Origin of the sequence: Roseomonas mucosa ATCC BAA-692, from assembly GCF_000622225.1 — a bacterium.
GTDB classification, from domain to species: domain Bacteria; phylum Pseudomonadota; class Alphaproteobacteria; order Acetobacterales; family Acetobacteraceae; genus Roseomonas; species Roseomonas mucosa.
Window position 1 is genome coordinate 191,076 of sequence record NZ_JHWD01000004.1, and the last position, 25,005, is coordinate 216,080.

General features: G+C 71.7%; 22 protein-coding genes and 1 pseudogene. 14 read left to right on the forward strand and 9 right to left on the reverse strand.

The annotated features are described in order from the left end of the window. The first annotated feature begins 334 nt into the window (after nt 1-334). Both BT98_RS0107720 and BT98_RS0107725 read left to right on the forward strand, forming a co-directional pair. Nucleotides 335-2,197, forward strand: a complete 1,863-nt coding sequence (locus BT98_RS0107720) for an ABC-F family ATP-binding cassette domain-containing protein (protein WP_019461738.1) — start codon at nt 335-337, stop codon at nt 2,195-2,197. Then, entirely contained in the window at nt 2,194-2,739 is a 546-nt protein-coding gene (locus BT98_RS0107725) for a GNAT family N-acetyltransferase (protein ID WP_019461739.1), read from the forward strand. The genes BT98_RS0107720 and BT98_RS0107725 overlap by 4 nt, the downstream gene beginning before the upstream one ends. 29 nt (nt 2,740-2,768) lie before the next feature. Here the strand turns inward: BT98_RS0107725 and BT98_RS26010 are convergent, their stop codons facing one another. After that, nucleotides 2,769-3,260 carry an RlpA-like double-psi beta-barrel domain-containing protein gene (locus BT98_RS26010; RefSeq protein WP_019461740.1) on the reverse strand — a complete coding sequence of 164 codons (492 nt, stop codon included), beginning with the start codon at nt 3,258-3,260 and terminating at the stop codon, nt 2,769-2,771. A gap of 253 nt (nt 3,261-3,513) precedes the next feature. Between BT98_RS26010 and BT98_RS0107735 the strand changes: the two genes are divergently transcribed. Next, nucleotides 3,514-4,356, forward strand: coding sequence for an alpha/beta hydrolase (locus tag BT98_RS0107735; RefSeq protein WP_026033304.1), 843 nt, complete (start codon nt 3,514-3,516; stop codon nt 4,354-4,356). A gap of 11 nt (nt 4,357-4,367) precedes the next feature. Here the strand turns inward: BT98_RS0107735 and BT98_RS0107740 are convergent, their stop codons facing one another. The 3 genes and pseudogenes from BT98_RS0107740 to BT98_RS0107750 all read right to left on the reverse strand — a co-directional run. Continuing rightward, nucleotides 4,368-4,817: a DNA polymerase III subunit chi gene (locus BT98_RS0107740; RefSeq protein WP_027297187.1), complete on the reverse strand. Its 450-nt coding sequence runs from the start codon at nt 4,815-4,817 to the stop codon at nt 4,368-4,370. Further along, the gene (locus tag BT98_RS23620) at nt 4,810-6,327 is read right to left on the reverse strand and encodes a leucyl aminopeptidase family protein (RefSeq protein WP_019461743.1); all 1,518 of its coding nucleotides are present in this window, start codon (nt 6,325-6,327) and stop codon (nt 4,810-4,812) included. Before BT98_RS23620 ends, BT98_RS0107740 begins: the two co-directional genes overlap by 8 nt. 239 nt (nt 6,328-6,566) lie before the next feature. Beyond that, nucleotides 6,567-8,090, reverse strand: a pseudogene (locus tag BT98_RS0107750) (leucyl aminopeptidase); the annotation flags it as partial. Nucleotides 8,091-8,401: 311 nt separating this feature from the next. Here BT98_RS0107750 and cysQ point away from each other — a divergent pair. The 7 genes from cysQ (at nt 8,402) to BT98_RS0107785 (ending at nt 14,741) form a co-directional block, all read left to right on the forward strand. Next, on the forward strand, nt 8,402-9,205 hold the full coding sequence (cysQ, locus tag BT98_RS0107755; RefSeq protein ID WP_026033305.1) for a 3'(2'),5'-bisphosphate nucleotidase CysQ: 804 nt from the start codon (nt 8,402-8,404) through the stop codon (nt 9,203-9,205). After that, the gene (locus BT98_RS0107760) at nt 9,202-10,200 is read left to right on the forward strand and encodes an L-threonylcarbamoyladenylate synthase (protein ID WP_019461746.1); all 999 of its coding nucleotides are present in this window, start codon (nt 9,202-9,204) and stop codon (nt 10,198-10,200) included. Before cysQ ends, BT98_RS0107760 begins: the two co-directional genes overlap by 4 nt. 88 nt (nt 10,201-10,288) lie before the next feature. After that, the gene (locus BT98_RS0107765; protein ID WP_019461747.1) at nt 10,289-10,678 is read left to right on the forward strand and encodes a hypothetical protein; all 390 of its coding nucleotides are present in this window, start codon (nt 10,289-10,291) and stop codon (nt 10,676-10,678) included. A 163-nt stretch (nt 10,679-10,841) separates the two neighbouring features. After that, the gene (locus tag BT98_RS0107770; protein WP_019461748.1) at nt 10,842-11,756 is read left to right on the forward strand and encodes an ABC transporter permease subunit; all 915 of its coding nucleotides are present in this window, start codon (nt 10,842-10,844) and stop codon (nt 11,754-11,756) included. Beyond that, a complete protein-coding gene (gene livM / locus BT98_RS0107775; protein ID WP_019461749.1) occupies nt 11,753-13,213 on the forward strand; it encodes a high-affinity branched-chain amino acid ABC transporter permease LivM in 1,461 nt (486 codons plus the stop codon). Before BT98_RS0107770 ends, livM begins: the two co-directional genes overlap by 4 nt. Further along, a complete protein-coding gene (locus BT98_RS0107780; protein ID WP_019461750.1) occupies nt 13,210-14,037 on the forward strand; it encodes an ABC transporter ATP-binding protein in 828 nt (275 codons plus the stop codon). Before livM ends, BT98_RS0107780 begins: the two co-directional genes overlap by 4 nt. Further along, nucleotides 14,034-14,741 (forward strand): ABC transporter ATP-binding protein, encoded by a 708-nt coding sequence (locus BT98_RS0107785; protein ID WP_019461751.1) that lies wholly within the window; start codon nt 14,034-14,036, stop codon nt 14,739-14,741. Before BT98_RS0107780 ends, BT98_RS0107785 begins: the two co-directional genes overlap by 4 nt. A gap of 58 nt (nt 14,742-14,799) precedes the next feature. Here the strand turns inward: BT98_RS0107785 and BT98_RS0107790 are convergent, their stop codons facing one another. Further along, complete coding sequence (locus BT98_RS0107790) at nt 14,800-16,911, reverse strand: catalase (protein WP_026033307.1); 2,112 nt, start codon at nt 16,909-16,911, stop codon at nt 14,800-14,802. 628 nt (nt 16,912-17,539) lie between these two features. On the opposite strand from BT98_RS0107790, the gene BT98_RS0107795 reads away from it, so the two are divergent. Together BT98_RS0107795 and BT98_RS0107800 are read left to right on the forward strand one after the other, a co-directional pair. Then, nucleotides 17,540-18,661, forward strand: coding sequence for a branched-chain amino acid ABC transporter substrate-binding protein (locus BT98_RS0107795; RefSeq protein WP_019461753.1), 1,122 nt, complete (start codon nt 17,540-17,542; stop codon nt 18,659-18,661). A 377-nt stretch (nt 18,662-19,038) separates the two neighbouring features. After that, complete coding sequence (locus tag BT98_RS0107800) at nt 19,039-19,938, forward strand: hypothetical protein (RefSeq protein WP_019461754.1); 900 nt, start codon at nt 19,039-19,041, stop codon at nt 19,936-19,938. Between the two features lie 117 nt (nt 19,939-20,055). Here the strand turns inward: BT98_RS0107800 and BT98_RS0107805 are convergent, their stop codons facing one another. Beyond that, nucleotides 20,056-20,553 carry a flavin reductase gene (locus BT98_RS0107805; RefSeq protein ID WP_019461755.1) on the reverse strand — a complete coding sequence of 166 codons (498 nt, stop codon included), beginning with the start codon at nt 20,551-20,553 and terminating at the stop codon, nt 20,056-20,058. Nucleotides 20,554-20,715: 162 nt separating this feature from the next. Here BT98_RS0107805 and BT98_RS0107810 point away from each other — a divergent pair, with 162 nt between their 5' ends. Then, on the forward strand, nt 20,716-21,447 hold the full coding sequence (locus BT98_RS0107810) for a dienelactone hydrolase family protein (protein ID WP_019461756.1): 732 nt from the start codon (nt 20,716-20,718) through the stop codon (nt 21,445-21,447). A 4-nt stretch (nt 21,448-21,451) separates the two neighbouring features. Next, entirely contained in the window at nt 21,452-22,681 is a 1,230-nt protein-coding gene (locus tag BT98_RS26015) for a hypothetical protein (protein WP_147292468.1), read from the forward strand. A 162-nt stretch (nt 22,682-22,843) separates the two neighbouring features. On the opposite strand, the gene BT98_RS0107820 is transcribed toward BT98_RS26015, so the two are convergent. From BT98_RS0107820 to BT98_RS0107830, 3 genes are all read right to left on the reverse strand, one after another. Beyond that, a complete protein-coding gene (locus BT98_RS0107820) occupies nt 22,844-23,215 on the reverse strand; it encodes a hypothetical protein (RefSeq protein ID WP_019461758.1) in 372 nt (123 codons plus the stop codon). 131 nt (nt 23,216-23,346) lie between these two features. After that, a complete protein-coding gene (locus tag BT98_RS0107825) occupies nt 23,347-24,231 on the reverse strand; it encodes a CDP-alcohol phosphatidyltransferase family protein (RefSeq protein WP_019461759.1) in 885 nt (294 codons plus the stop codon). Continuing rightward, nucleotides 24,228-24,959 (reverse strand): phosphatidylserine decarboxylase, encoded by a 732-nt coding sequence (locus BT98_RS0107830; protein WP_019461760.1) that lies wholly within the window; start codon nt 24,957-24,959, stop codon nt 24,228-24,230. The genes BT98_RS0107825 and BT98_RS0107830 overlap by 4 nt, the downstream gene beginning before the upstream one ends. Nucleotides 24,960-25,005 lie beyond the last annotated feature (46 nt).

The following is a 25,005-nucleotide window of genomic DNA, read 5'->3' on the forward strand; positions in this document are numbered from 1 at the left end:
TCGCGTTCGTTGGTATCATTTTATCTACAAATGCAGGCTTAGCACAGCGTGCTGAGCAAAGGTATCACTTTGTTGGTTCATGTTGCACGAATGGTTGCAGAACGGGCCGAACGAGAAGTGGCTCTCTCTGTGGAGGTGTTACGGGAATTTCCACCACTCCATCGTGAAAAAGGCATTGAATCAATGTTTGCGCACTAGAAAATTTGGATAAATTTGATTTTATTAGAATTTTTTAGACATTGTAGTGCTCTTTCTGGCCAGAGCCGTCGCCTGGCCTCCGACTCTTCCACAGGGATGAATTCCAGCCCGGCGGGAACTGCTCTAGAACTCCGGCATGACCGTCCTCGCCATCCACGACCTTACCGTGCGCCTCGCGGGCCGGACGCTGCTGGACGGCGCCTCGCTGCAACTCGACCCCGGGCACAAGATCGGCCTCGTCGGCCGCAACGGGGTCGGCAAGTCCACCCTGTTCCGGGTGCTGACCGGGCAGTTGCAGCCCGATGGCGGCGAGGTCCGCTTCGCGGCGCGCGCCCGCATGGCCTATCTGGCGCAGGAGGCCCCGGGCGGCACCGATTCGCTGCTGGACACGGTGCTGGAGGCCGATACCGAGCGTGCCACGCTGCTGGCGGAGCTGGAGGCCGGGGTCGAGCCGCTGCGCGAGGCGGAGCTGCACGAGCGCCTGCGCGCCATCGGCGCCGACGCCGCCCCGGCGCGCGCCGCCACGGTGCTGGCCGGGCTGGGCTTCGACGCGGCCGCGCAGGCGCGCCCGGTGGGCGAGTATTCCGGCGGCTGGCGGATGCGCGTGGCGCTGGCCCGGGCGCTGTTCCTGGAACCGGACCTGCTGCTGCTGGACGAGCCGACCAACCACCTGGACCTGGAAGCGACGATCTGGCTGGAGGGCTGGCTTCGCCGCTTCGCCGGCGCCGCGATCATCATCAGCCATGACCGCGACCTGCTGGACCGCTGCGTGGACGGGATCGCGCATCTGGAGGGCGGGAAGATCACCGCCTATCCCGGCGGCTATGGCGAGTTCCTGCGCATCCGCAACGAGCGCCGGGCGCAGCAGATGGCGCAGAACACGAAGATCGCGGCCGAGCGGGCGCATATGCAGGCCTTCGTGGACCGCTTCCGCTACAAGGCCAGCAAGGCGCGGCAGGCGCAGTCGCGGCTGAAGGCGCTGGAGAAGCTGCCGCCGATCGAGGCGGTGACCGAGGACCGCGTCACCCCCTTCGCCTTTCCCGAGCCGGCCGAGGTGGCGCCGCCGATCCTGACCATGATGGGCGCCAGCGTGGGCTATGACGGGCGCCCGATCCTGCGGGGGCTGGACCTGCGGCTGGACAGCGACGACCGCGTGGCGCTGCTGGGCGCCAACGGCAACGGCAAGTCCACCCTGGCCAAGCTGATCGCCGGGCGGATGGAGGCGATGGGCGGCGAGGTCCGCCGCACGCCGCGCCTCAAGGTCGGCTTCTTCGCCCAGCACCAGGCGGAGGAGCTGAACCCGGACGGCACGCCGCTGACACACATGCAGGCGGCGCTGCCCAAGGCGACGGAAACGCAGTGCCGCGGCCAGCTCGCGCGCTTCGGCCTGGACGAGGACCGTGCCACGACCCTGGTGCGCGACTGCTCGGGCGGGGAGAAGGCGCGGCTGCTGCTGGCGCTTTGCACGCGCGATGCGCCGCAACTGCTGATCCTCGACGAGCCGACCAACCACCTGGACATGGATGCGCGCGAGGCACTGATCCGCGCCCTGGCCGATTACGGCGGCGCGGTGGTGCTGATCACCCACGACCCGCGGCTGGTGGAACTGGTGGCGGACCGGCTCTGGCTGGTGGCGGATGGCGCCGTGTCGTCCTTCGATGGCGACATGGAGGACTACCGCAACTTCCTGCTCGAACGCGCCCGCCCCGTGGCGCGCGACACCGGCCCGGCGAAGCGCGACGACCGCCGCGAGCGCGCCGAGGCCCGCGCCGCCCTGGCGCCGCTGCGCGAACGGGTGAAGCAGATCGAGAAGCTGCTGGAGAAGCTGCGGCTGGAGGACGGGCTGATCGAGCGCAAGCTCGCCGACCCGGAGTTCTATGCCAAGCGCAGGCCGGCCGACATCGCCTGGGCCAATACCCGCCGCGCCGCCATCGCGCGGGAGGTGGAGGCGCTGGAGGAGGAGTGGCTGGCGCTGGGGGAGAAGCTGGAAGCGGCATGAGCGCCATCCGCCCCGCCCATCCCGCCGAGGCACGGCGGATCGCCGAGATCCATGTCGCCGCCTGGCGCGAGACCTATCCCGGCCTGCTGCCCGGGGCGGCGATCGCCGCGCGGACCGTGGAGGACGGCGAGGCGATCTGGCGCGCGGTGCTGGCCGATACCGCGGCGCGCCCGGTCCTCGTGCTGCAGGAGGCACCCGGCGCCCCGCTCCTCGGCTTCGGCGCCTGCGGCCGGCAGCGGGACGCGGCGCTGAGGGCGGCGGGCTTTCCCGGCGAGATCACCGCCCTGTACCTGCTGCGCGCCGCGCAGGGCCGTGGCCATGGCGGCGACATGCTGCGGCGGATGGCCCTGGCCCTGCGCGGGATGGGGCTGTCGCCCTTCGCGCTGTGGGTGCTGGGCAGCCACCATCAGGCGCGCGGCTTCTACGAACGGCTCGGCGGGCAGCCGGTGCTGGAACGGCAGGCCAGCCTGTCCGGCCATGCCGTGCCGGAAACCGCCTATGGCTGGCGTGAGCCGCCGCCGGACGCCACGCCCCGGGCCTGACGGTTCCGCGGCACTTTCCGGGAAGGTCCTTACCCGCGCTCCGGATGCACGATCACCGCCTGCTGGCCGGACATTCCCGTGCCCTCGCCCAGCCGGATCGTGCCGTCGGCCTGAGGCACGGCCAACGGCGCCACGCGCACCACCTCATCCCCACCGGACATGCCAAGCAGTGCCGCCACACGCGGGCCGGCCACCAGGACCGGCTGTTCCGCATCGCGAGGCTCGCCCTGCCGGCCGATCCGCACCATGGCCCAGCGGCCGTTGCGGGGATTGGTCACCCGGGCCGTGCTGCCGGCCGGCAGGCTGTTGCTGAGGGCCATGTCGCCATCGGGATCGAAGCTGCCGCGTTCCAGCCGCCCCGCACCCTTGCCGGATGGGTCCCGCACCATGAGCTGCATGTCGAGCGCCCGGCCCGAGCGGTCGATCTGCGGCCGGTCCGCCAGCGCCGGGGCGGCAAGCGGCCCTCCCAGCAAGTTGAGGCCCAGCAGGGCGATACCTGCGATCCGCCGGATTGCCATCATCTCTGCCTCCCTCGCCATGTCGGTTAAAGCTCGGTGTTAAGACGCTGGCGGAAGCAACGGGTTTGAGCGGAAAGATGGTTTTAGGAGAACCGTCCCGACACGAGATCGGGAAATCCAGCCGCATCAAGGACATGGAAGGCAGGCCCCGGGCTTGTGTCTTTTCCCGCCGGAAAGGCTCGGGCATGACACGGGCGGACCGGGACGGGTGCGAGGCCGCCTCCCGCCCCTTCCGTCCCGGCAAAGGAGGCCATCGATGCGGCGACGCGCTCTCCTGGCAGCCGGGACATCCGGCATGGTGACAGCGGCGGGCAGTGGCGCCGCACAAGTGGCGCCCACCCCCATGCGCCGCCGCGAATGGGAGATGCTGGCGGGCGGCGAAACGGAACGGCCCTACCGGATCTACTTCGCGGAGCCCGGCACCCCCCCACCGGCGGGCGGCTTTCCGCTCTTCCTGCTGCTGGACGGCGACGGGCATTTCGAGCCCGCGGTGGCGGCGCTGGAGGCCCATGGCGGCAGCGCGGCGATCGCGGCCATCGGCTATCCGGGGCGGAACCGGCGCGAGCTGGACTATACCGTGCCGGCCGAGCCGCCGATCCCGGAGGAAGGCGGCGCCCCCGCCTTCCTGGCCTTCGTCCGGGACGAGCTGCTGCCCCGGCTGGCACAGGAAGCAAGGCTGGACCCGGCGGACCGGAGCCTCTTCGGCCACTCCTATGGCGGCCTCTTCGTGCTCTATACGCTGTTCCGCCAGCCTGGCCTGTTCCGCGCCCATGTCGCGGCCAGTCCCTCGATCGGCTACGGCCAGGGCACGATCCTGCCGCTGGAGGCCGGCTTCGAGGCCGCCCCGCCCGAAGTCGCCCCCCGCCTGCGCCTCCTGGTCACGGTCGGCGAGTTGGAGCAGCCGCGCCCGCCCGCCCCGATCTCGGAACGCGCCCGCATCGCCCGGCAGGTGGACCGGGCGCGCGATCTGGCGGAACGGCTCTCGCAGCTCGGCCCGGCCGGACCCCGGGTCGCCTTCCACCTCTTTCCCGGCGAAACCCACCAGTCAGTCGTGGACCCGGCCATCCGCCTCGGCCTGGACTTCGTCCTGCAACGCTGAGGGACCGGCGTTCAGCCCGCCTTCTTCTCCCAGCCGCGGGCACCCTGCTGCCAGTAGGTCAGCGCATGGCCGGCTGCCTTGGCGCGGCGCCAGCGGTCGCGGGCGGCCTCGGTGGCCTCCGCGTCGTTTCCGTCGAAGAGGTCGAGCACCCGGTCGAAGCGGTCCAGCCGGGCGCTCTCGGCGCCATCCACCAGGAAGAGGAAGCGTGCCCCGTTGGGCGCCTCGTCCTCCGTGGTGAGCCAGATCGGCTGCAACTCCGCATGGCCCACGGCGGGCGTGCCGTGCGGCAGCCAGTCGGGATCGGTGCTGAGCCAGAGCGAGGCATCCAGCGCGGCCAGCCGCTCCGGGCCGCCGCATAGCACCACGGCACGGCCGCCGCTTTCCAGCACGCGGCCCAGCAGGCGCGGCAGGGCCTGGGCCAGCGGTGTACGCGTCAGGTGGTAGAAGCCGATCTCAGCCACGCCGCCTCCGCCGGGTCTCGAAATGGTCCCGCACCAGGCGGTCGAGCAGGCGCACGCCATAGCCGCTCGGCCCCTTGGGACCCAGGGGGCCATCTTCCTCCCGGCTTTCCATTCCGGCGATGTCGAGATGCGCCCAAGGGGTGAATCCGGGGATGGACCCGGATGGCGCGCCGCTGCCCGGGCCGATGAATTCGCGCAGGAAGGCGGCGGCATGGCAGGCATCGGGGATGCCGCGGCGCCCGGTGCCGCCGGGCCAGCACTGGCGCAGGTCGGCGATGTCGCTGTGCAGGTCCTCGCGATGCGACGTGCCGATCGGCATGGGCCAGAGCGGCTCACCCACCGCCTCGCCCGCCGCCATCACCGCGTCGCGCAGCGTGTCGTCATTGCCGAACAGCCCGGCGCGGTGATGGCCCAGCGCGGTGACGATGCTGCCGGTCAGCGTGGCGAGGTCGATGACGGCACGCGGCCGCAGCGCGGAGACCGCGTGCGTCAGCGCATCGGCCAGCACCAGGCGGCCCTCGGCATCCGTGTCCACCACCTCCACCGTGCGGCCCGACAGGGTGCGCACCACGTCGCCGGGGCGGAAGGAGGCGGCGCCGACCGCATTCTCGGCGATGGCCAGCACGGCGGCCGCCGGGGTGCGGCTGCCACGCGCGGCGAGTGCCAGCATGGCCCCGGCGCAGGCGGCGGCCCCGGCCATGTCGGCGCGCATCTCCTCCATCCCGGCGGCGGGCTTGATGGAGATGCCGCCGGTGTCGAAGGTGATGCCCTTGCCGACGAAGACGACCGGCGCGGCCTCGCCGTCCCCCGCCCCGCCATCCCCCGGCCAGCGCAGCACCACGAGGCGGGGCGGGGTGTCCGCCCCCTGCCCCACCGCCAGCAGCGCGCCGAAGCCGGCCTTCGCCAGATCCTTGCGGCGCCAGACCTCGACCCGCAGCCCCTCGGCGGAGAGCGCCTCCAGCCGCCGGGTGAATTCACGCGGGTTCAGCCGGTTTCCCGGCTCCGCCACCAGGTCGCGGGCGAAGAGCGCGCCGCGCACCGAAGGCTCCTGCGCTTCCCAGGCCAGCAGCGCCAGGGCGGGGTCGTCGGCCAGGATGTCCAGCGCCTCCAGCCTCACGGCCTCCCCGGCCGCTTCTTCCGGCGGGGCATGGCGCAGTGCGTCGAAGCGCCAGCTCCGCAGCGCGGCACCGGCGGCCAGGGCGGCGGCGAGGCCCGGCTCCAGCCCGCGCGCGTCCAGCACCGCGTGGCGCGCACCCGGAAGAGCGCGTTGCAGCGCCAGGACGGCATGACCGCCCGCCTCCATCCACTGGCGCTCCGAACCGCTCCCGGCGGCGGGGCCGAGGCCGGCCAGCACCGGCCCGTCCGGGAGCAGCGAAGCCGTCTCCCCCACCGCCCCGGTGAAGCCGGCCGCCCGGGCCCGCGCCTCATGGGCATGCGGCGCGCCGGGATGCAGCGGCAGCAGGCAAGGCAGTCCCGGCGCGGCCTCCCGGTGGAACGCGATGCGCAGCATCAGCCCTTGCGCGGGCGGCGGCTGCCTCCGCGGCCGCGCGAGGATCTGGCCGGCGCGGCATCGGACGGCGCCTCCGGGGCGGGTTCCGGCGCGGCGGACAGGGCATCGGGCGTGGTGGCGGCGGGCTCCGGCGTGGCCGGGACCGGCGCGGGCTCGCCCTCCGACAGCAGGGCGGCCGAGGCAGCGCCGCCGGCCACCGCCGCCTGGGTGTCCTCCGCCGGCTCGGCGGCCGGAAGCGGCATGTCCTCGTAATGCTCCGCCACGAGGCGGTCGAGCAGCCGCACGCCCCAGGCGGTGGCGCCCTTCGGCGTGGTCGGCTGGTCCTTGCCGCTCCAGGCCGTGCCGGCGATGTCGAGATGCGCCCAGGGGCAGCCATCGACGAAGCGCTGGATGAACTGCGCCGCGGTGATCGAGCCGCCGGGCCGCCCGCCGACATTCTTCATGTCGGCGATGTCGGAGCGGATCTGCTTGTCGTAGGCCTCGCCCAGCGGCATCCGCCAGGCGAGCTCGCCGGTCGCCTTGCCGGCGGCCAGGATGCGTTCCGCCAGGCCGTTGTCGTTGGAGAAGAGCCCCGCGTGCTCGTTGCCCAGCGCCACGATGATCGCGCCGGTCAGGGTGGCGAGGTCGATCATGAAGGCGGGGTCGAAGCGCTTCTTGGCGTACCACATGATGTCCGCCAGCACGAGGCGGCCCTCGGCGTCGGTGTTGATCACCTCCACCGTCTGGCCGGAGGCGGTGGTCACCACGTCGCCCGGGCGCTGCGCCGTGCCGGAGGGCATGTTCTCCACCAGCCCGACGATGCCGATCGCGTCCACCCTGGCCTTGCGCCCGGCCAGCGTGGCCATGAGGCCCGCCACCGTGCCGGCGCCGGCCATGTCCCACTTCATGTCCTCCATGCCGCCGGCCGGCTTGATGGAGATGCCGCCGGTGTCGAAGGTCACGCCCTTGCCGACGAAGCAGAGCGGCTTCGCCGGCTTCTTCGCGCCCGTGCCGTTCCAGCGCAGGATCACCGCGCGCGGTTCGCGCGCCGAGCCCTGGGCCACGCCGAGCAGCGCGCCGAAGCCCAGCTTGCGCATGTCCTTGGGGCCGAGCACCTCGACATCGAGGCCGAGCTTCTCCAGCTTCGACAGCCGGTCGGCGAATTCCTCGGGGTAGAGGACGTTCGGCGGCTCGCTCACCAGGTCGCGGGTGGTGAAGACGCCCTGGGCGACGGCCCGGCCGGTGGCCCAGGCCGCCTTGGCGGCGGCGGGATCGTCGCAGAGCACCTTCAGCGCGGTCAGGCGCGGCTTGTCCTCCGCCTTCTCCGTCGTGCGGTAGCGGTCGAAGCGGTACATCCGCAGCGTGGCGCCCAGCGCGGCGCTCGCCGCGCCATTGCCACCCGGCGTGGCGCCGGCCGCGCCGTTGCTGCCGGCGAGCCCGGCCCAGCCGCCGACCGCGCGGGCGTCCAGCGCCGCCGTGCCCTCGGCGGCCAGGGCGGCGACGGCGGTGCCGCCCGCCGCCTCGATCGCCGGGGCGTCCAGCTCCGCCCGCTTGCCGAGGCCGACCAGCACGATCCGGTTCAGCCCGTTCCCGGGCGCGAAGAGCGTGGTGGCCTGGCTGCGCCGCGCCTTGAACTCCGCCGCCGCGATGCCGCGCGACAGGATGCCGTTCAGCGCCTGGTCCCAGTCGTGCCAGGCACCGCCGCCCAGGTCTTCCTCCGCCAGCAGGATGGCGACGGCGCCGCCTGTGGGAAGGGACGGCTTGGCGAAGGCGATATCGAGCATGACCGGAGAGCACTCCCTGCGACGCGTCGGACGGCCCGCGGACGGGAACCCTGCCCGGAAGATCCCTGCACGGGACAGCCTTCGGGGATTCCCGGAAAGGGCGCGGGGCCGCCCCGGTTCCGCCGCAACGTGCCATGGCGGCGGCCCGGCGTGGAGGGGGCCAGCCGGTTTTAGCGCGCGGACCGTTCAGCGTGCGTATCGGCGAGAGCCGGTGCGGCGAGCCAATGAGGGAGGCCGGTGCCGGGGAATGGCGGGGGAGGCAGGCGGTTTGCCGTATGGCGCCGCACCGGCGCCGGGTCTATCCACGGTGGATGACCGATCACGAGCTTCTGGAGCTGGCCGCGCGGCTGGCGCGTTCCGCCGCCGGCGCCATCCTGGCGGTACGGGCCGCCGGCTTCGCCGTGGAGAGCAAGAGCGACCATTCGCCGGTGACGGAGGCCGACCGCGTGGCCGAGGCGATCATCCTGGAGGGGCTGCGCGCGGCGGTGCCGGAGATCCCGGTGATCGCCGAGGAGGAGGTCTGCGCCGGACGGATTCCCGCGCTGGCGCATCGCTACTGGCTGGTGGACCCGCTGGACGGGACGCGGGAATTCGCCCAGGGCAGCGACAGCTTCGCCGTCTGCGTCGGGCTGGTGGAGGGCGACCGGGCGCTGCTCGGCGCCGTGGCGCTGCCGGCCACGGGGGAGGTCTTCGGCGGCCTCGTCGCGGCGGAAGGCCGGCCCGCCCTGGCCTGGAAGGAGGATGCCGCCGGCCGCCGCGCCATCGCCGCCCGCACCCCGCCGGAGGAGGGCATCACCGTGATGTTCAGCAACCACTACCGCGACGACCCGCGCCTGGAGCCCTTCCTGGCGGAGCGCCGGGTGGCGAAGGTGGTGAACTGCGGCTCGGCGCTGAAGTTCTGCCGGCTGGCCGAGGGCGAGGCGGACCTCTATCCGCGCTTCGGCCGCACCATGGAATGGGACACCGCCGCCGCCCAGGCCCTGCTGGAAGCCGCCGGCGGCCGGGTGCTGGACATGGCGGGCGCGCCGTTCCGCTACGGCAAGCCGGGCTTCGAGAACGGCCCCTTCATCGCCTGGGGCCGCGGCGACGGGGCGCAGGGGCAGGCGGCGTCATGACCGGACGCCTGCCGCCGGAGGCGCTGGAGCGGGCTGCCGCGCTGCTGCGGGCGGGCGATCTGGTGGCCTTCCCCACCGAGACCGTCTACGGGCTGGGCGCCGATGCCCGGAACGGGCGGGCGGTGGCCGGGATCTTCGCCGCCAAGGGCCGGCCGCGCTTCAACCCGCTGATCTGCCACTTCCCCGATGCCGAGGCCGCCTTCGCCGAGGTGGTGGCCGACGAGCGCGCCCGCAGCCTCGCGGAACGCTTCTGGCCGGGACCGCTGACGCTGGTGCTGCCGCGCCGGCGTGGCTCGAAGGTCGATCTGCTGACCACCGCCGGCACCGAGACCATGGCGGTGCGCGTGCCCGCCCATCCCCTGGCGCGGGAGCTGCTGCGGCGGGCCGGCACGCCGGTCGCGGCGCCCTCGGCCAATCCCTCCGGCCGCGTTTCGCCGACCACGGCGGAGCATGTCCTGCAAGGGCTCGGCGGGCGCATCGCGGCGGTGCTGGATGGCGGACCCTGCGCCGTCGGGCTGGAAAGCACGGTGCTGAACCTCGCCGGCGGCCAGCCCAGCCTGCTGCGCCCCGGCGGCGTCACGGTGGAGGCGATCGAGGACGTGATCGGGGCCTTCCACGACCCGCAGCTGGAGGAGGAGGTCGAGGAGATGCTCGCGCTGCTGGCGCGGCAGCAGGGCCTGCCCTCGCCGGGGATGCTGCGCTCGCACTACGCGCCCGGCCTGCCGGTGCGGCTGGAGGCGCGGCACCTGGACCCGCACGAGGCGCTGCTGGCCTTCGGCCGGCCCCTGCCCGGCGCCCGCCTGGCCTGGAACCTGTCGGAACGCGGCGACCTGGCCGAGGCCGCCTCGCGCCTCTTCGCCGGGCTGCGCTTCCTGGACGAGGAGGGATCGCGCCTCGGCCTTGCCGGCATCGCCGCCATGCCTGTCCCGGCCGCCGGCTTGGGCGAGGCCATCAACGACCGCCTGCGCCGGGCGGCGGCGCCGCGCCAGGGCTGACGCTCCCGGGAAAGCGAAACGTCGCGGCAAGGCATCCTTAACCGCCCGGGCCGCAGAAACGGCGGATGGACGCCCCGGAACCCGCCGCATGATCGTCACGCCCCAGGAGGCCAGCCGGCTGATCGGGAGCGGCAGGCCGCTCCTGCTCACGGGCGCCGCCTGCCTCCTGCGCAACCTGCCGCATGGCCGCTGGATCGGTGCCGGCGGGGATGGCGGGGAGGACTGGCTCACCTGCCTGGTGCCGCCGCCGGCGCGCGAGATCCGGATCACTCGCCTGCCGCCCGGTGCCGCCGCCGGGGTGGCGCGGCTGGGCCCCGGCCGGAGCTGGCTGCTGACGCCGGGGGACCGCCTGGCCCGCCGGCTGGGCCCGCGCCCGGTCTGGCGGGCCGGGATGCGCCGGACGGGGGACCTGCTTCTCGACGGGCGCTGCGGCATGGCGCATGCCGAGGGCGCCCTCGTCCTGACGTTGCGGGAATGACGCGCCCTGCCCGGATGTGCGGCAGCCGCGAACGTTATCGAGGCATCCGCCCGGCGGATGCCCGGATGAATTCCACGTTGGCTCTCCGCTTCCGCTTGTCCCGGCGATGACAGCACCGGCAAACCTCGCCTAGCCTCTCCAAAAGTCGGAGGGGGATACGGGCTTGGCCTATGCGCTGCAGCAATTGGTGAACGGCGTCTCGCTCGGCATGATCTACGGGCTGATCGCCGTGGGATACACGATGGTCTACGGCATCGTGGGCATGATCAACTTCGCCCATGGCGACATTTTCATGATCGGCGCCTTCTCGGCCCTGATCGGCCTGCTGCTGCTCTCGGGCGGCGGCTGGATGACGGGCGGCGCGGCGATCCTGCTGGCGCTGGTCTTCTCCATGGCTATCACCGGCCTTTATGGCTGGACGGTGGAACGCGTGGCCTACCGCCCCCTGCGCGGCTCCTTCCGACTGGCGCCGCTGATCAGCGCCATCGGCATGTCCATCCTGCTGCAGAACTTCGTGCAGGTGAGCCAGGGCGCGCGGGTCAAGCCGATGGAGCCGCTGGTGCCGGGCGGGCTGAACCTGTTCGAGCAGAACGGCTTCGTGGTGCAGATCTCCTGGGTGCAGATCGCCATCCTGGTGGTGACGCTGGTGGTGCTCACCATCTTCACCATCCTGGTGACGCGCACCTCGCTCGGCCGCGCCATGCGGGCGGTGGAGCAGGACCGCAAGATGGCCGCGCTGCTCGGCGTCAACGTGGACCGCACCATCTCGCTGGCCTTCGTCATCGGCGCCGCGCTCGCCGCCGTGGCGGGCACGCTCTACCTCGTGCGCTATGGCGTGATCGACTTCTACATCGGCTTCCTGGCCGGGGTGAAAGCCTTCACCGCCGCCGTGCTGGGGGGCATCGGCTCCCTGCCCGGCGCGGTGCTGGGCGGGTTGCTGATCGGGCTGATCGAGACCTTCTGGAGCGCCTATTTCTCCGTGCAGTACAAGGATGTCGCCGCCTTCTCGATCCTGGCGCTGACGCTGCTCTTCCTGCCCACCGGCCTGCTCGGCCGCCATGAGGTCGAGAAGGTATGAGCGGCAACGACCCGGAAGACGACATCCCGGGCGGCGCGGCCGCGCTGGGCGGCGCGGCCATGGGCGCCCCGCGTCCCGGCGGCGCGGGCCATCTGGACGACGGCGTGCCCGCGCCGGGCGAGGCGGGCGGCATCCCGCGCCCGCTGCCGGTGCCCGCGCCGGCCGGGGCGCCCGGCCGGCCCCCGGCCCTGGGCGCCGCGCTGCGGGAGGCCGTGCTGGCCGCGCTGGTGGCGCTCGGCCTTTTCCTGCCGCTGGTCGGGCTGCGCACGGAACCGGGCGAGGGCGGCCTCGTGCTGCGCACGCGCTGGGCGGATGTGGCGATCCTCGTCGCCCTTGCCTTCGCCGGGCGCTTCCTGCTGGCGCTCTGGCACCGGCGGCACCGTTCCGCCGCGCAACGCGCCTGGTCGCCACGCCTGCCCTCCTGGATCGGGCGGGTGGTGGCGCCGCTGCTGCTGCTGCTGGGCCTCGCCCTGCCCTTCCTGCCGGGCGTGGGGCGCTACGAGCTCGACCTCGCCGTGCTGGTGGCGACCTATGTGATGCTGGGCTGGGGGCTGAACATCGTGGTCGGCCTCGCCGGGCTGCTGGATCTCGGCTATGTCGCCTTCTACGCGGTCGGCGCCTATGCCTATGCGCTGCTGGCGCTGAACCTCGGCCTGAGCTTCTGGATCTGCCTGCCGCTCGCCGGCATCCTCGCCGCCTTCTGGGGCGTGATCCTGGGTTTTCCCGTGCTGCGCCTTCGCGGCGACTACCTCGCCATCGTGACGCTGGCCTTCGGCGAGATCATCCGGATCGTGCTGATCAACTGGGTTTCGCTGACCGGCGGGCCGAACGGGCTGTCCGGCATTCCGCGCCCCACCTTCTTCGGCCTGGAATTCGGCATGGGCGGCGGGCCCGACACCTTCGCGGGCTATTTCGGCCTCACGCCCTCGCCGCTGCACCGGGTGATCTTCCTCTATTACCTGATCCTGGCGCTGGCGCTGCTGACCAACTGGGTGACGCTGCGGCTGCGGCGGCAGCCGCTGGGCCGGGCCTGGGAGGCACTGCGCGAGGACGAGATCGCGGCCCGTGCGCTCGGCATCAACATCACCACGACCAAGCTGACGGCCTTCGCGCTCGGCGCCATGTTCGGCGGCTTCGCCGGCGCCTTCTTCGCCACGCGGCAGGCCTTCATCAGCCCGGAAAGCTTCACCTTCATCGAGAGCGCCATCATCCTCGCCATCGTGGTGCTGGGCGGGCTGGGCTCGCAGCTCGGCGTGGCCATCGCGGCGCTGGTGATGATCGGCGGCTTCGAGGTGTTCCGCGACCTGCAGGAGTGGCGGATGCTGGTCTTCGGCGTCGCCATGGTGACCATCATGGTCTGGCGCCCGCGCGGCCTGATCTCCACCCGCCGGCCCACCGTCTCGCTCGGCAAGGCGCGCGCCATCTCGGGCGACCTGGTCGGGGAGGGCCGCGGATGAGCGGGATCGTGGAGCCGCCCCCGATCCTGGAGGTCGAGGGGCTGACCATGCGCTTCGGCGGGCTGACCGCCGTGGGAGGCGTCTCCTTCCAGGCGCGGCGCGGGCAGATCACGGCGCTGATCGGCCCGAACGGCGCCGGCAAGACCACCTGCTTCAACTGCATCACCGGCTTCTACCGGCCGAGTTCCGGCACCATCCGCCTGCACCGGGACGCGGGGACGGAGGCGCTGCACCGGCTGGCGGGGCACCGCATCGCCCGGGCGGGGGTGGCGCGGACCTTCCAGAACATCCGGCTTTTCGCCGGGATGACGGTGCTGGAGAACCTGCTGGTGGCGCAGCACAACACGCTGATGGCGGCCACCGGCTTCGGCATCGGCGCGGTGCTGGGCCTGTCGCGCTATCCGAAGGCGGAGCGCGCGGCGATCGCGCGGGCGACGCACTGGCTGGAGGAGACCGGCCTGCTGGCCCGCGCCGACGAGCCCGCGGGGGCCCTGCCCTATGGCGACCAGCGGCGGCTGGAGATCGCGCGGGCCATGTGCACCGACCCCTCCCTGCTCTGCCTCGATGAGCCGGCCGCGGGGCTCAACCCGCGCGAGAGCGAGGAGCTCGGCCGGCTGGTGCGGCGGATCAAGGAGACCGGCTGCACGGTGCTGCTGATCGAGCACGACATGGGCGTGGTGATGGGCATCTCCGACCGCGTGGTGGTGCTGGACCATGGCAGGCTGATCGCCGACGACGTGCCGCTGGCGGTGCGGCGCGACCCGGCCGTGATCGCCGCCTATCTCGGCGAGGGCGAGGAAGGCGAGGAGGAGCACGCGGCGTGAGCATGCTGGAGCTGCACGGCGTCTCCGCCGCCTATGGCGCGGTGCGCGCGCTGAACGACGTCACCATCCGCGTCAACCAGGGGGAGATCGTGGCCCTGATCGGCGCCAACGGCGCCGGCAAGTCCACGCTGCTGATGACGATCTGCGGCTCGCCCCAGGCGCGTTCCGGCCGCATCCTGTTCAACGGCACGGACATTACCGGCCTGTCGACGCATGAGGTGGTGCGCCTCGGCATCGCGCAGTCGCCGGAGGGGCGGCGGATCTTCCCGCGCATGAGCGTGCGCGAGAACCTGCTGATGGGTGCGCAACAGTTCGGCCGCGATCCGGGGCCGGGCATGGAGCGGGCCTTCCAGCTCTTTCCCCGTCTCAAGGAGCGGGAGGCGCAGCGCGGCGGAACGCTGTCGGGCGGCGAGCAGCAGATGCTGGCCATCGCCCGGGCGCTGATGGCGCAGCCGAAGCTGCTGCTGCTGGACGAGCCCTCGCTCGGCCTGGCACCGCTGATCGTGCGTGGCATCTTCGACGCCATCCGCATGCTGAACGGGACGGAGGGGCTGACGGTGCTGCTGGTGGAGCAGAACGCCAACCAGGCGCTGCGCCTCGCCCATCGGGGCTACGTCCTGGTGAACGGGCGGATCACCATGGAGGATACCGGCCGCGCCCTGCTGGCACGGCCGGAGGTTCGGGAAGCCTATCTGGGAGGCTGATCCCGCCCGCCGGCGCCGGATGGCGGAAGTCCCGTCATCCGGCGCCGGGGGCGATGCGTCACACCGCGTGGACTTCCGGCTCGCGCTTCCAGAAGCGGAGCTGGCCGCAGGCCTTGAGGAAGGCCGTCGCATCCGCCTCGGCCTTCAGCGTGACGATGCCGTCGTCCGGGCTGGTGATCCCGGCCTTTTCCAGCAGCGGCTTCGCGGCGGCGGTATGGGCGATGAACTTGGCATGGGCGAAGGCGTCGCTGACGAAGTCCTTCGCCGTGGCTTCCTTGGAGAGCAGCTTCGCCCCATCCTCCGACAGTACCAGCGCGACCGCGTCGTAGAGCACCGAGGGGCCGCCATTGACCTTCTGCTGCGCCTCGTGGCGGGTGCCGGCGCTGTCCACGATCCCGCCGACCTGGGGTGCGACCAGCTCGACCATGGCGCCCTCGGCCTTGGCGGCCGCCATCAGCGCCTGGAGCAGCTTCGCATCGGCGCCGTCGCTCGCCAGGATGCCCAGCTTGCGTCCCTTGAAGCTGTCGGGCCCGTTCTGGATGATGCTGAGCGGCGGGGAAGGCGGCAGATCCTTGATCACCGGGCGGGCGGGCGGCGTCGCCTCCGGCATCGGCTCCAGCCGCAGCCCCTCGGCGACCTTCATGGCCAGGTCCTCGTCCACGTTCCGCAGATGGGCGACCATGCGGGCCCGGATGGCGGGGGTTTCGACCTTGCTCAGCTCGAAGACGAAGGCGTCCTTGATATGGGTCTGCTCCGTCGGCGTCTGGCTGCGGTAGAACTGGGCGGCCTGGCTGAAATGGTCGGCAAAGAGCTCGGCGCGGATGCGTCGCTTCTCACCCTGCTCCTGGGCCGGGAAGCTGCGGTAGCCACGCTGCGGGTCCTCGCGCGGCCCGCCCTGGGCGCCCCAGGAATTGGGCTCGTAGTTGGCGCGGCCCCTGGGGTTCCGCATCGCCATGTGCCCGTCCTGCTGGAAGTTGCAGACCTGGGTCTTCGGCGCGTTGACGGGGATATGGGTGAAGTTCGGGCTGCCGAGCCGCTTGAGCTGCGTGTCGAGGTAGGAGAAATTGCGCCCCTGCAGCAGCGGGTCGTTGGTGAAGTCGATGCCCGGCACGACGTTCTGCGTGCAGAAGGCCACCTGCTCCGTCTCGGCGAAGAAGTTGTCCACCGTGCGGTCCAGCACCATGCGCCCGATGATGCGGACCGGCACCTGCTCCTCGGGGATGATCTTGGTGGCATCCAGGATGTCGAATTCGAACTTCTCGGCGAAGTCATCGTCGAAGAGCTGCACGCCGAGCTCCCATTCCGGGAAGTCCCCGGCCTGGATCGCGTTCCACATGTCACGGCGGTGGAAATCCGGGTCGGCGCCGTTGATCTTCAGCGCCTCGTTCCACATCACCGACTGAAGGCCCAGCTTCGGCTTCCAGTGGAACTTCACATAGGTGGACTTCCCTTCCGCGTTGACGAAGCGGAAGGTATGCACGCCGAAGCCTTCCATGAAGCGGAAGGAGCGCGGGATCGCCCGGTCGGACATGATCCACATCAGCATGTGCGTGGATTCCGGGCTCAGCGAGGCGAAGTCCCAGAAATTGTCATGCGCCGTCTGTGCCTGGGGGAAGCCGCGGTCGGGCTCCTGCTTCGCGGCATGGACCATGTCGGGGAACTTGATCGCGTCCTGGATGAAGAAGACGGGGATGTTGTTGCCGACGAGGTCCCAGTTGCCTTCCTTGGTATAGAACTTCACCGCGAAGCCGCGCACGTCGCGGGCTAGGTCGGCGGAGCCCTTGTTGCCCGCCACGGTGGAGAAGCGCACGAAGACCGGCACCTTCTCGCCCGGCCGCTGGAACAGGTCCGCCGCGGTGATGTCGGCCAGGGATTCCGTCGGCTCGAAATAGCCATGGATGCCGAAGCCACGCGCATGCACCACCCGCTCGGGAATGCGCTCGTGATCGAAGTGGAAGATCTTCTCGCGGAAGTGGAAATCCTCCAGCAACGCGGGGCCGCGGGGTCCGATCTTCAGCGTGTTCTGGTCGTCGGAAACCGGGATGCCTTGCTGCGTGGTCAGGGTCTCGACGCCGTTGCCCGCGACCTGGTGGGTCTCGCCCCCCTGCCCCCGCAGGATCCCGTCCTCACCATATTGCACAGGCGTGAGTTCTGGAGCTTGCTTTGCCATCTGTCCTGCCATGTCGGATATCCGCGCGGGGCGCGGGTGGAAACACGGATCGTCTCCTGGCTCCAGACATGCCTGCCGGGCCAGGTTCCCGCGATCCGCTTGTCAGGAGAGCAAACATCCTGGCCCCGCCGGGGTTTCCCTCCCTCTCTCGCCCGGGTCCGGCCCCCGGGGACGAGGTCAGCGCCCCGGGGGACCGGGCCAGGCGGAAGGCGTATCCCGCGGCAGGATGCTGATCGCGCCGTCCGCCTCCCGGATGGCGCAGCGGAGGGTGCCCACCTCCTCGATGCCCTGCTGGCGCGTGTCCTGGCCGCGGGGCAGAGGACGCCCGGCGGCAGCGGCGTCGCCCAGGCCAGCGCGCCGCGGAAAACGATCCCGGTCATGGCACCGGCGCCAACCGTCAGGGCCAGACGATCACCCGCACCGGCCGGTCCCGCTCGATCCGCGCCGGGACGGGTGGCAGGTCCGCGACGGAGCACGGGCCATGCGCCCGCAACGTCGCGCGGACGGGCTCCTTTGCCGGGCGGGGAAACGGACATTCCGGTCCCGGCTTGGCGGCGGCACATTCCGCGCTCTAGGCTCCTTGCCGCAGACGGCCCGGCTCCCGGGCCCGTGGGAACGGAGTCCATCCATGCTCACCGTGAATCGCCGCATCCTTCTGGGTGCCGCCCTCGCCGCGCCCGCCATCCTCGGAAGCCGTGCCGGCCGCGCCCAGGGCGCGCCCCTGCGCGTCGCCACGGTCGGGCCGCTGACCGGCCAGTACGCCGCCTTCGGTGCGCAGATGCGCAACGGCGCGGAGCAGGTGGTGACCGACCTCAACGCCGCCGGCGGCGTGCTGGGCCAGAAGCTGGCGCTGGAACTGGGCGACGATGCCTGCGACCCGCGCCAGGCGGTCTCGGTGGCCAACCAGATGGCCGGGCGGCAGGTGAAGCTGGTGGCCGGGCATTTCTGCTCCGGTTCCTCCATCCCGGCGAGCAAGGTCTACGGCGAGGAAGGCGTGCTGCAGATCAGCCCCGGCTCGACCAACCCGGTCTATACGGACAAGGGCGGCTGGAACACCTTCCGCGTCTGCGGGCGGGACGACCAGCAGGGCGCCGTGGCCGGCAAGTACATCGCCGCGAACTTCAAGGGCAAGCCGATCGCCATTCTCCACGACAACTCGGCCTATGGGAAAGGGCTGGCGGACGAGACCAAGAAGGCGCTGAACGCCGCCGGGGTGAACGAGGCGCTCTATGCCGCCTATACGCCGGGCGAGCCGGACTACAGCGCCATCGTCTCGCGGCTGAAGGCGGCCAATATCGCGGTGCTCTATGTCGGCGGCTACCACACCGAGTCCGGCAAGATCCTGCGGCAGGCCAAGGAGCAGGGCATGCAGGTCACGCTGATCGGCGGCGATGCGCTGGTGACCAACGAGTTCTGGCAGATCACCGGCCCGGCCGGCGAGGGCACGCTGATGACCTTTGCCCCCGACATCCGCACCCGCCCCAGCGCCGCGCCGGTGGTGGCGCGCTTCAAGGCCCGCAACATCGATCCGGAGGGCTATACGCTCTATACCTATGCGGCGGTGCAGATCTGGGCCGACGCGGCGGAGAAGGCCAAGACCGCCGACCCGCAGAAGGTGGCGCAGGTGCTGAAGTCCGGCGGCCCGTGGAAGTCGGTGCTGGGCGAGACCAGCTTCGACAGCAAGGGCGATCCGACCGTGGCCGACTACGTCTTCTATGTCTGGAAGGACGGCAACTACGCCCAGATGTGAGGACGGGGCCGCGAGGGGGGCTTGCGGCGCCCCCGCGCGCTTCCCACATCCGCTCCTGTCCTCAACAAACGAAAGGAGGTGATCCAGTGTCTCATTGCACCCAGCCGGAACTCCGCTGCGCGACCGGGATCACTGCTCACGCCACGATCGGGGCGGGATTCTGAGTTTTTCGCCTGCCGGATGACGGCATGCGCAATGCGAGGCCCCGGGGCGGAAGCCCCGGGGCCTTTCTGCTTTCGGGTCCCTCGGCGAAAGGCCGGGCTGCCCGCCGCGATGTGGCCTGCCTGCCACAGACACGCCTGGCGTGCAGGCGCTCCGCAAACCGTGCCGGCGAGTTTGCGTTGCAAGGTCACAACCACAAACGCCGGAACACATCCATGTCCTATCAGACCACCAAGCCAGACCTTGCCGTCCCGGAAGGAGCCCCGGCCCTGTTCCCCCGCACCGCCTGGGGCGCCATCCTGGCCGGTGCCCTGGTGGCGATCGCCGTCGGCGCCACGCTGAACATCCTGGGCATCGCCGTGGGCGCCACCACCATCGACGCCGTGGACCGCAGCACCCCTGACGCCTCCAGCTTCGGCCTTGCCGCCAGCATCTGGCTGGTTGTCGCCAACCTGCTCGGCCTCGTCGCCGGCGGCTATGTCGCGGCGCGGCTCTCCGGCACCGCCGACAGGCGCGACGCCGCGCTGCACGGGCTGGCCACCTGGGCCAGCGCCTTCCTGGTTTCCGCCGTGTTGCTGGGCAGCGCCGTCTCGGGTGTCGCCCATACCGCGGGCAATGCCGTAGGCTCCCTGCTGGGCGGCGCGGGCCGTGCCGTCTCCTCGACCGCGCAGACCGTGGCCCAGGCCACGCCGCAGGCCGACCAGCAGGCCCTGACCAACCGGATCAGCCAGGCCCTCAGCCGCCCGAACGACGTGAGCGCCATGAACAGCGACCAGCGTTCCGCGGAGATCGCCTCGATCGTCGGCCAGGGCGTCACCCAGGGCAACCTGAACGACGGCCAGCGCGCGCGGCTGAACCAGCTCGTCGCGGCCCAGGCCGGCATCTCCGAGCAGGAGGCGGCGCAGCGCGTGCAGCAGTACGAGCAGCAGGCCCGGCAGACCGCCGCCGAGGCGGAGCAGAAGGCCCGCCAGGCCGCCAACGCGGCCGCGACCGGCACGGCCGTGGGTGCCTTCTGGATCTTCGCCACGCTGATCCTGGGGGCCTTCGCCGCGATCCTGGGCGCCCGGATGGGCGTGCGCGAGATGGTGGGCGTCGCGGACCGCCGCTACGCCTGATCCCGATGTTCCCGCGGCGGCCCCCGGCGCCGCGGGAACATCCCGGAAATGCCGTGACCACCGCGCCAGGACCCGACAAGGTCCTGGCGTTTCTTCATGGAGGCTCGGACGGGCGTGTCAGGCCAGCTCGGTGCCGACGACGCGGTAGTCCCGCCCCCACCAGATCAGGCCGGATTCCGAATGGCCGAGGGCGATGGCCTTCACCGTACCGAACAGCACGCTGTGGGTGCCCTTCTCCACCACGTCCTCGATCACGCAATCCACCGCCGCCGAGGCCCCTTCCAGTGCCGGCGCCCCGGTCGAGAGCACCGTCCAGCTCCCCGTGCCGAAGCGTTCGTCCATGGTCGTGGTGGTGAAGCCGGCGAAGCTGTCCGAGACCGGCCGGTGCGGTCCGCCCAGCACGTTCACGCACATCACGCCGTTCTGGATGACATAGGGATAGGCGCGGCTGCCGCGGTTGATGCAGACCAGGAGCATGGCCGGGTCGTCGGTCACGCTGCAGACCGCGCTGGCGGTGAAGCCGGCACGGCCCGCCGGGCCGGCGGTGGTGATGATGTTCACCGCGGCGCCCAGCCGCGACATGGCGTCCCGGAACTGTGTGCGGAGGGCATCCATGGCGAGGTCTCCCGTGCCTGCAGGGTCGCATGGTCCCGGTCGAGGCACGGGGCCCTGTCCAGGGACAGATGGGTGGCCGCGTCAGCGTGAACGAGAGGCGTCCTGCATCGCGGCGCAATACCGGCTACCCTGGCGGGAGATTCACGGAAGGGGAAGCCACAGATGGCCGAAAACACCAGGGGGATCGCCACCGGCACCACCACCATCCAGGCGAGCGACGGCAGCGGCAGCTTCGGCGCCTATGTCGCCCGTCCCACGGGGCGCGAGGGGCCGGTGGGCGCGGTGGTGATGATCCAGGAGATCTTCGGAGTGAACCACGCCATGCGCGCGCTCTGCGAATGGGTGGCGGATATGGGCTTCCTGGCCATCTCGCCCGACCTGTTCTGGCGCCTGGAGCCGGGGGTGGACCTGACCGACGGCTCCGAGAAGGAATGGCAGCGCGCCTTCGAGCTGATGAACGCCTTCGACCAGCCGAAGGGCATCGAGGACCTGAAGGCCACCCTGGAGGTGGCGCGGAAGCTGGACGGCACCAATGGCAAGGCGGGCACGATGGGCTTCTGCCTCGGCGGGCGGCTGGCCACGATGATGGCGCTGGAATCCGATGCCGACTGCAACATCGGCTATTACGGCGTGGGCCTCGATGGGCTGCTGGGCGCGGCGCAGAAGATCACGAAGCCGCTGATCCTGCACATCGCGGAGAAGGACCGCTTCGTGCCGCCGGAGGCCCAGGCGAAGATCCGCGCCATGCTGGAGGGACATCCCACCGCCACCGCCTATACCTATCCCGGGGTGGACCACGCCTTTGCCCGCATGGGCGGCCATTCCTGGGACGGGCTGGCGGCCACCATCGCCAATGGCCGCAGCGCCGAGCTGCTGCAGCGCTGCCTCGCCTGACGCCGTGCCGCTGAACCGGCGGCGCTTCGCGCTGTCGCTGGCGGGGGCCGCCCTCGGCGCCCGGCCGGCCGCCGGAGCCAGGGGTGATGGCTTCTTCCGGGGGGCCGCGCCGGCGCTGCTCGCCCCGATCCGCGCGGCGGCGCAGGCCCTGGGCGGGCCGGGCCTGCTCAAATCCTATGTCACCGATGGCGGCGAGGCCTTCGACCGCAGCCATGCCGAGGTGGCCTATACCTATGACAATGCCGTCGCGGGCCTCGCCCTGCTGGCGGCGGGCGAGGCGGCGCTGGCCGCCCGGCTGGCGGAGGGGCTGCGCCTCGCCCAGGCGCAGGACCGGTTCTGGACGGATGGCAGGCTGCGCAACGCCTATGCCGCCGGCCGGCAGGTGCCCGATGCCCCGGCCAGCGCCCGCCCGCCCGGCTGGTGGGATGCCGCCTCCGGCCGCTGGGTCGAGGATGGCTATGCGGCGGGATCGGCCAGCGGCCCCATTGCCTTCGCCATGCTGCTCTGGACCGCCTTTCCCGGCAACGGCGCCTTCCGGGCCGCGGCGGAACGGGCCGCCGGCTGGGTGGAACGGGACTGCGCGGCGCCGGGCGATTCCAGGGGTGGCTTCACCGGTGGCACGCTGGGGCACGAGCCGCAGCCGGAGCGGCAGGCCTGGCTCTCCACCGAGCAGAACCTGGACCTCGCCGTGGCTTTCGCGCGGCTGGGCCGGCACGATGCCGCCGCGAAGGCCGCCGGCTTCGTGCGCAGCCTCTGGCGCCCGGCCGAGGGACGCTTCGCCGCCGGGCTGACGCCGCAGGGCGCGGTGAACGAGGATTCGGCGGTGGATGCCAATCTCTGGCCGCTGCTGGCTTTCCGGGAGGCGGATTTCGCCCCGGCGCTGGGCTGGGTCCTGGCGCGGCACGGCCTGCCGGCCGGCGCGCCCATCGGGGAGCTGGAAGGGCTGGACTTCAACACCGACCGCGACGGGATCTGGCTGGAAGGCACGGCCCAGGCCGCCCTGCTGCTGCGCCGCCAGGGCCGGGAGGCGCTGGCGGAACGCTTCCTGCACACCGTGCTGCGCGAACGGGATGGGTCGGGCTGGGTCAGGGCGGCGAGCATCCCCTGGCTCACCACCGGCTTCTACAACGGGGATATCCCCTTCCTCTATCCGCGGCGCGGGCATCTTGCGGCGAATGGCTGGGCGGTGCTCGCCGCGCTGGATGTCAGCCCCTTTGACGCTCCGCCGACCTGATCCCGTGGGCCAGGCGAGGTGCGGCGGGTACCCGCTTCCAGCCGCAGAAGCCCGGTGCCGCCGCCGGACGAGCCAGGGCTGCAAACAGCGAAACGGCACCAGTCCCGCCGGACAGGTGCCGTTGCCGCCCGCGCCCGGCGAGTGCCGGGGGCACCATGTGGTTCAGCGGAAGGGAACCATGGGCTGGGATCCGGTGTTCATGCCCCGCTGCGCGTCCTGGCCGCTCATGTTGTTCAGGGTGGGGGTGGTGTCCGACATGCCGGAGGGCGAGTTCTGGCCGCCCCGGGCGCGCTGCAGGCTCTCGGCATTCAGGCGATCCGCCGCCGAATCGTCGGCCGAGGCGGATTGCTGGTCCTGCATCCTGTTCCGGGACATGCGGTGGTGCTGCGGCATGGCGCCATGGCCCCGCATGTGCGGCTGGCCGCTGGCGCTGGGCGCGGTGGCCGTCTGGGCGGCAACCGGGGCAGCGGACAGGACGGCGCCGAGTGCCAGCGTGGCCGCCGTGGTGGCGAGGGCGTTCTTCCAGGTGACCATGGATATGAGTCCAGTTCCTAGCCGACAGGAGCTTCTGTCACAGGGGTGAACGCCACAGGACGCCCGCGTTTCATGAAGCTCCGGACAGGCGACTCACCTTGTGGAGACCGCCACCGGCAGGCGAGCGGGCGTCAGCCCTGTTCCGCCTCCGGGCCGGACGCGGGCTCTGGCAGGCGCATCTCCTCCGCCTCGCGCTTGAGGCGCTGGTAGGAGCGGATCGAGAAGGGCAGCAGCGAGACGTAGATCAGCCCGGCCGCCGCGATCGCCGCCCAAGGCTCCGTCACCAGAAGGGCCGCATAGGCGGCCGCCCCCAGCAGCAGGGGCAGCACCGCCTCGCGCGGGATCTTGAAGTTCTTGAAGCTCCAGGTCGGCAGGGTGCTGACCAGCAGGCCCGCCACCAGCACCAGCACCAGCGCCACGAAGAGCGGGTGGCGCAGGAAGGCGGCCATGCCGGTCATCCCCCACTCCTGGAAGGAAAGCGAGGCGAAGACCGGGAAGAGCGCCAGCCCGGCCCCGGCCGGGGCCGGCACGCCGGTGAAGAAGGACTGCGCGTAGGCGGGCTTCGGCGGCGGCGGCATGACGCCCTTGGCGGTCACCACCGGGCCGATATCGATGGCGGCGTTGAAGCGCGCCAGCCGCAGCGCCATGCAGACGGCGAAGAGCACGCAGGGGATGAAGCCGACCCCGCGCGCACCGTCGAGCGACCAGAGATAGAGGATCAGCCCAGGGGCCACGCCGAAGCAGACGAAGTCCGACAGGCTGTCGAACTCGGCGCCGAACCGGCTGGTGGCCTTCAGCAGGCGCGCCAGGCGCCCGTCGATGCCGTCGATGAAGGCGGCGACCACGATCAGTGCCACCGCGGCGGGCCAGCGCCCCTCGAAGGCGAGGCGGATGGCGTTCAGCCCGACGCAGAGGCCGATCATCGTGAGGATGTTCGGCAACAGGCGGTTGAAGCTCAGCCCCTGGAGGCGCGGACGCCGCCGCGCGGCGAGGCGGAAGCGCCGCGCCGTGTTCATCCCACCCCCGAGACGGCGTCGGGGTCGGAGCCGGCCGCCACGTCGCGCGGGCGCGGCTGCGACAGGTCGGCGATCACCGTTTCGCCGCCCACCATGGTCTGGCCCACCGCCACCAGGGGGCGGACGCCTTCCGGCAGGTACAGGTCGGTGCGGCTGCCGAAGCGGATGATGCCGAAGCGCTCGCCCGCCATCAGGCTGGAGCCCTCCCGCACGCCGCAAAGGATGCGCCGGGCGATGAGGCCCGCGATCTGCACCACGGCGATCTGCCGCCCGTCCTCCAGCCGCATGGCGATGGCGTTCCGTTCATTGTCCTCGCTCGCCTTGTCCAGGCTGGCATTGAGGAACTTGCCGGGCCGGTAGGCGATCCGGGTGACAACGCCCTCGGCCGGGGAACGGTTCACATGCACGTTGAGCACGGACAGGAAGATCGCCACGCGCCAGCGCGGCGTGTCCCCCAGGCCGAGTTCCACGGGCGGCACGGCGGGGGCGACCGAGACCACCGTGCCGTCGGCGGGCGCCACCAGCAGCCCCGGCCTGGGCGGCGGAAAGCGCTCCGGATCGCGGAAGAAGTACAGGCAGAAAGCCGTGAACAGCAGACCGACCCAGAACAGCCAGTTCCCGAGGGCCATGCCCCCGATCACCGCCACGCCGAGGCCGATGTAGATGAAGGGCCGGCCCGCCGGGTGCGGCGGCGCCAGCACCATTTTCACGCTTTGGATGAGGGACATGATGGTGCGCTTATGATCTGTTCATCACCTCCGGACAACCCTGGGC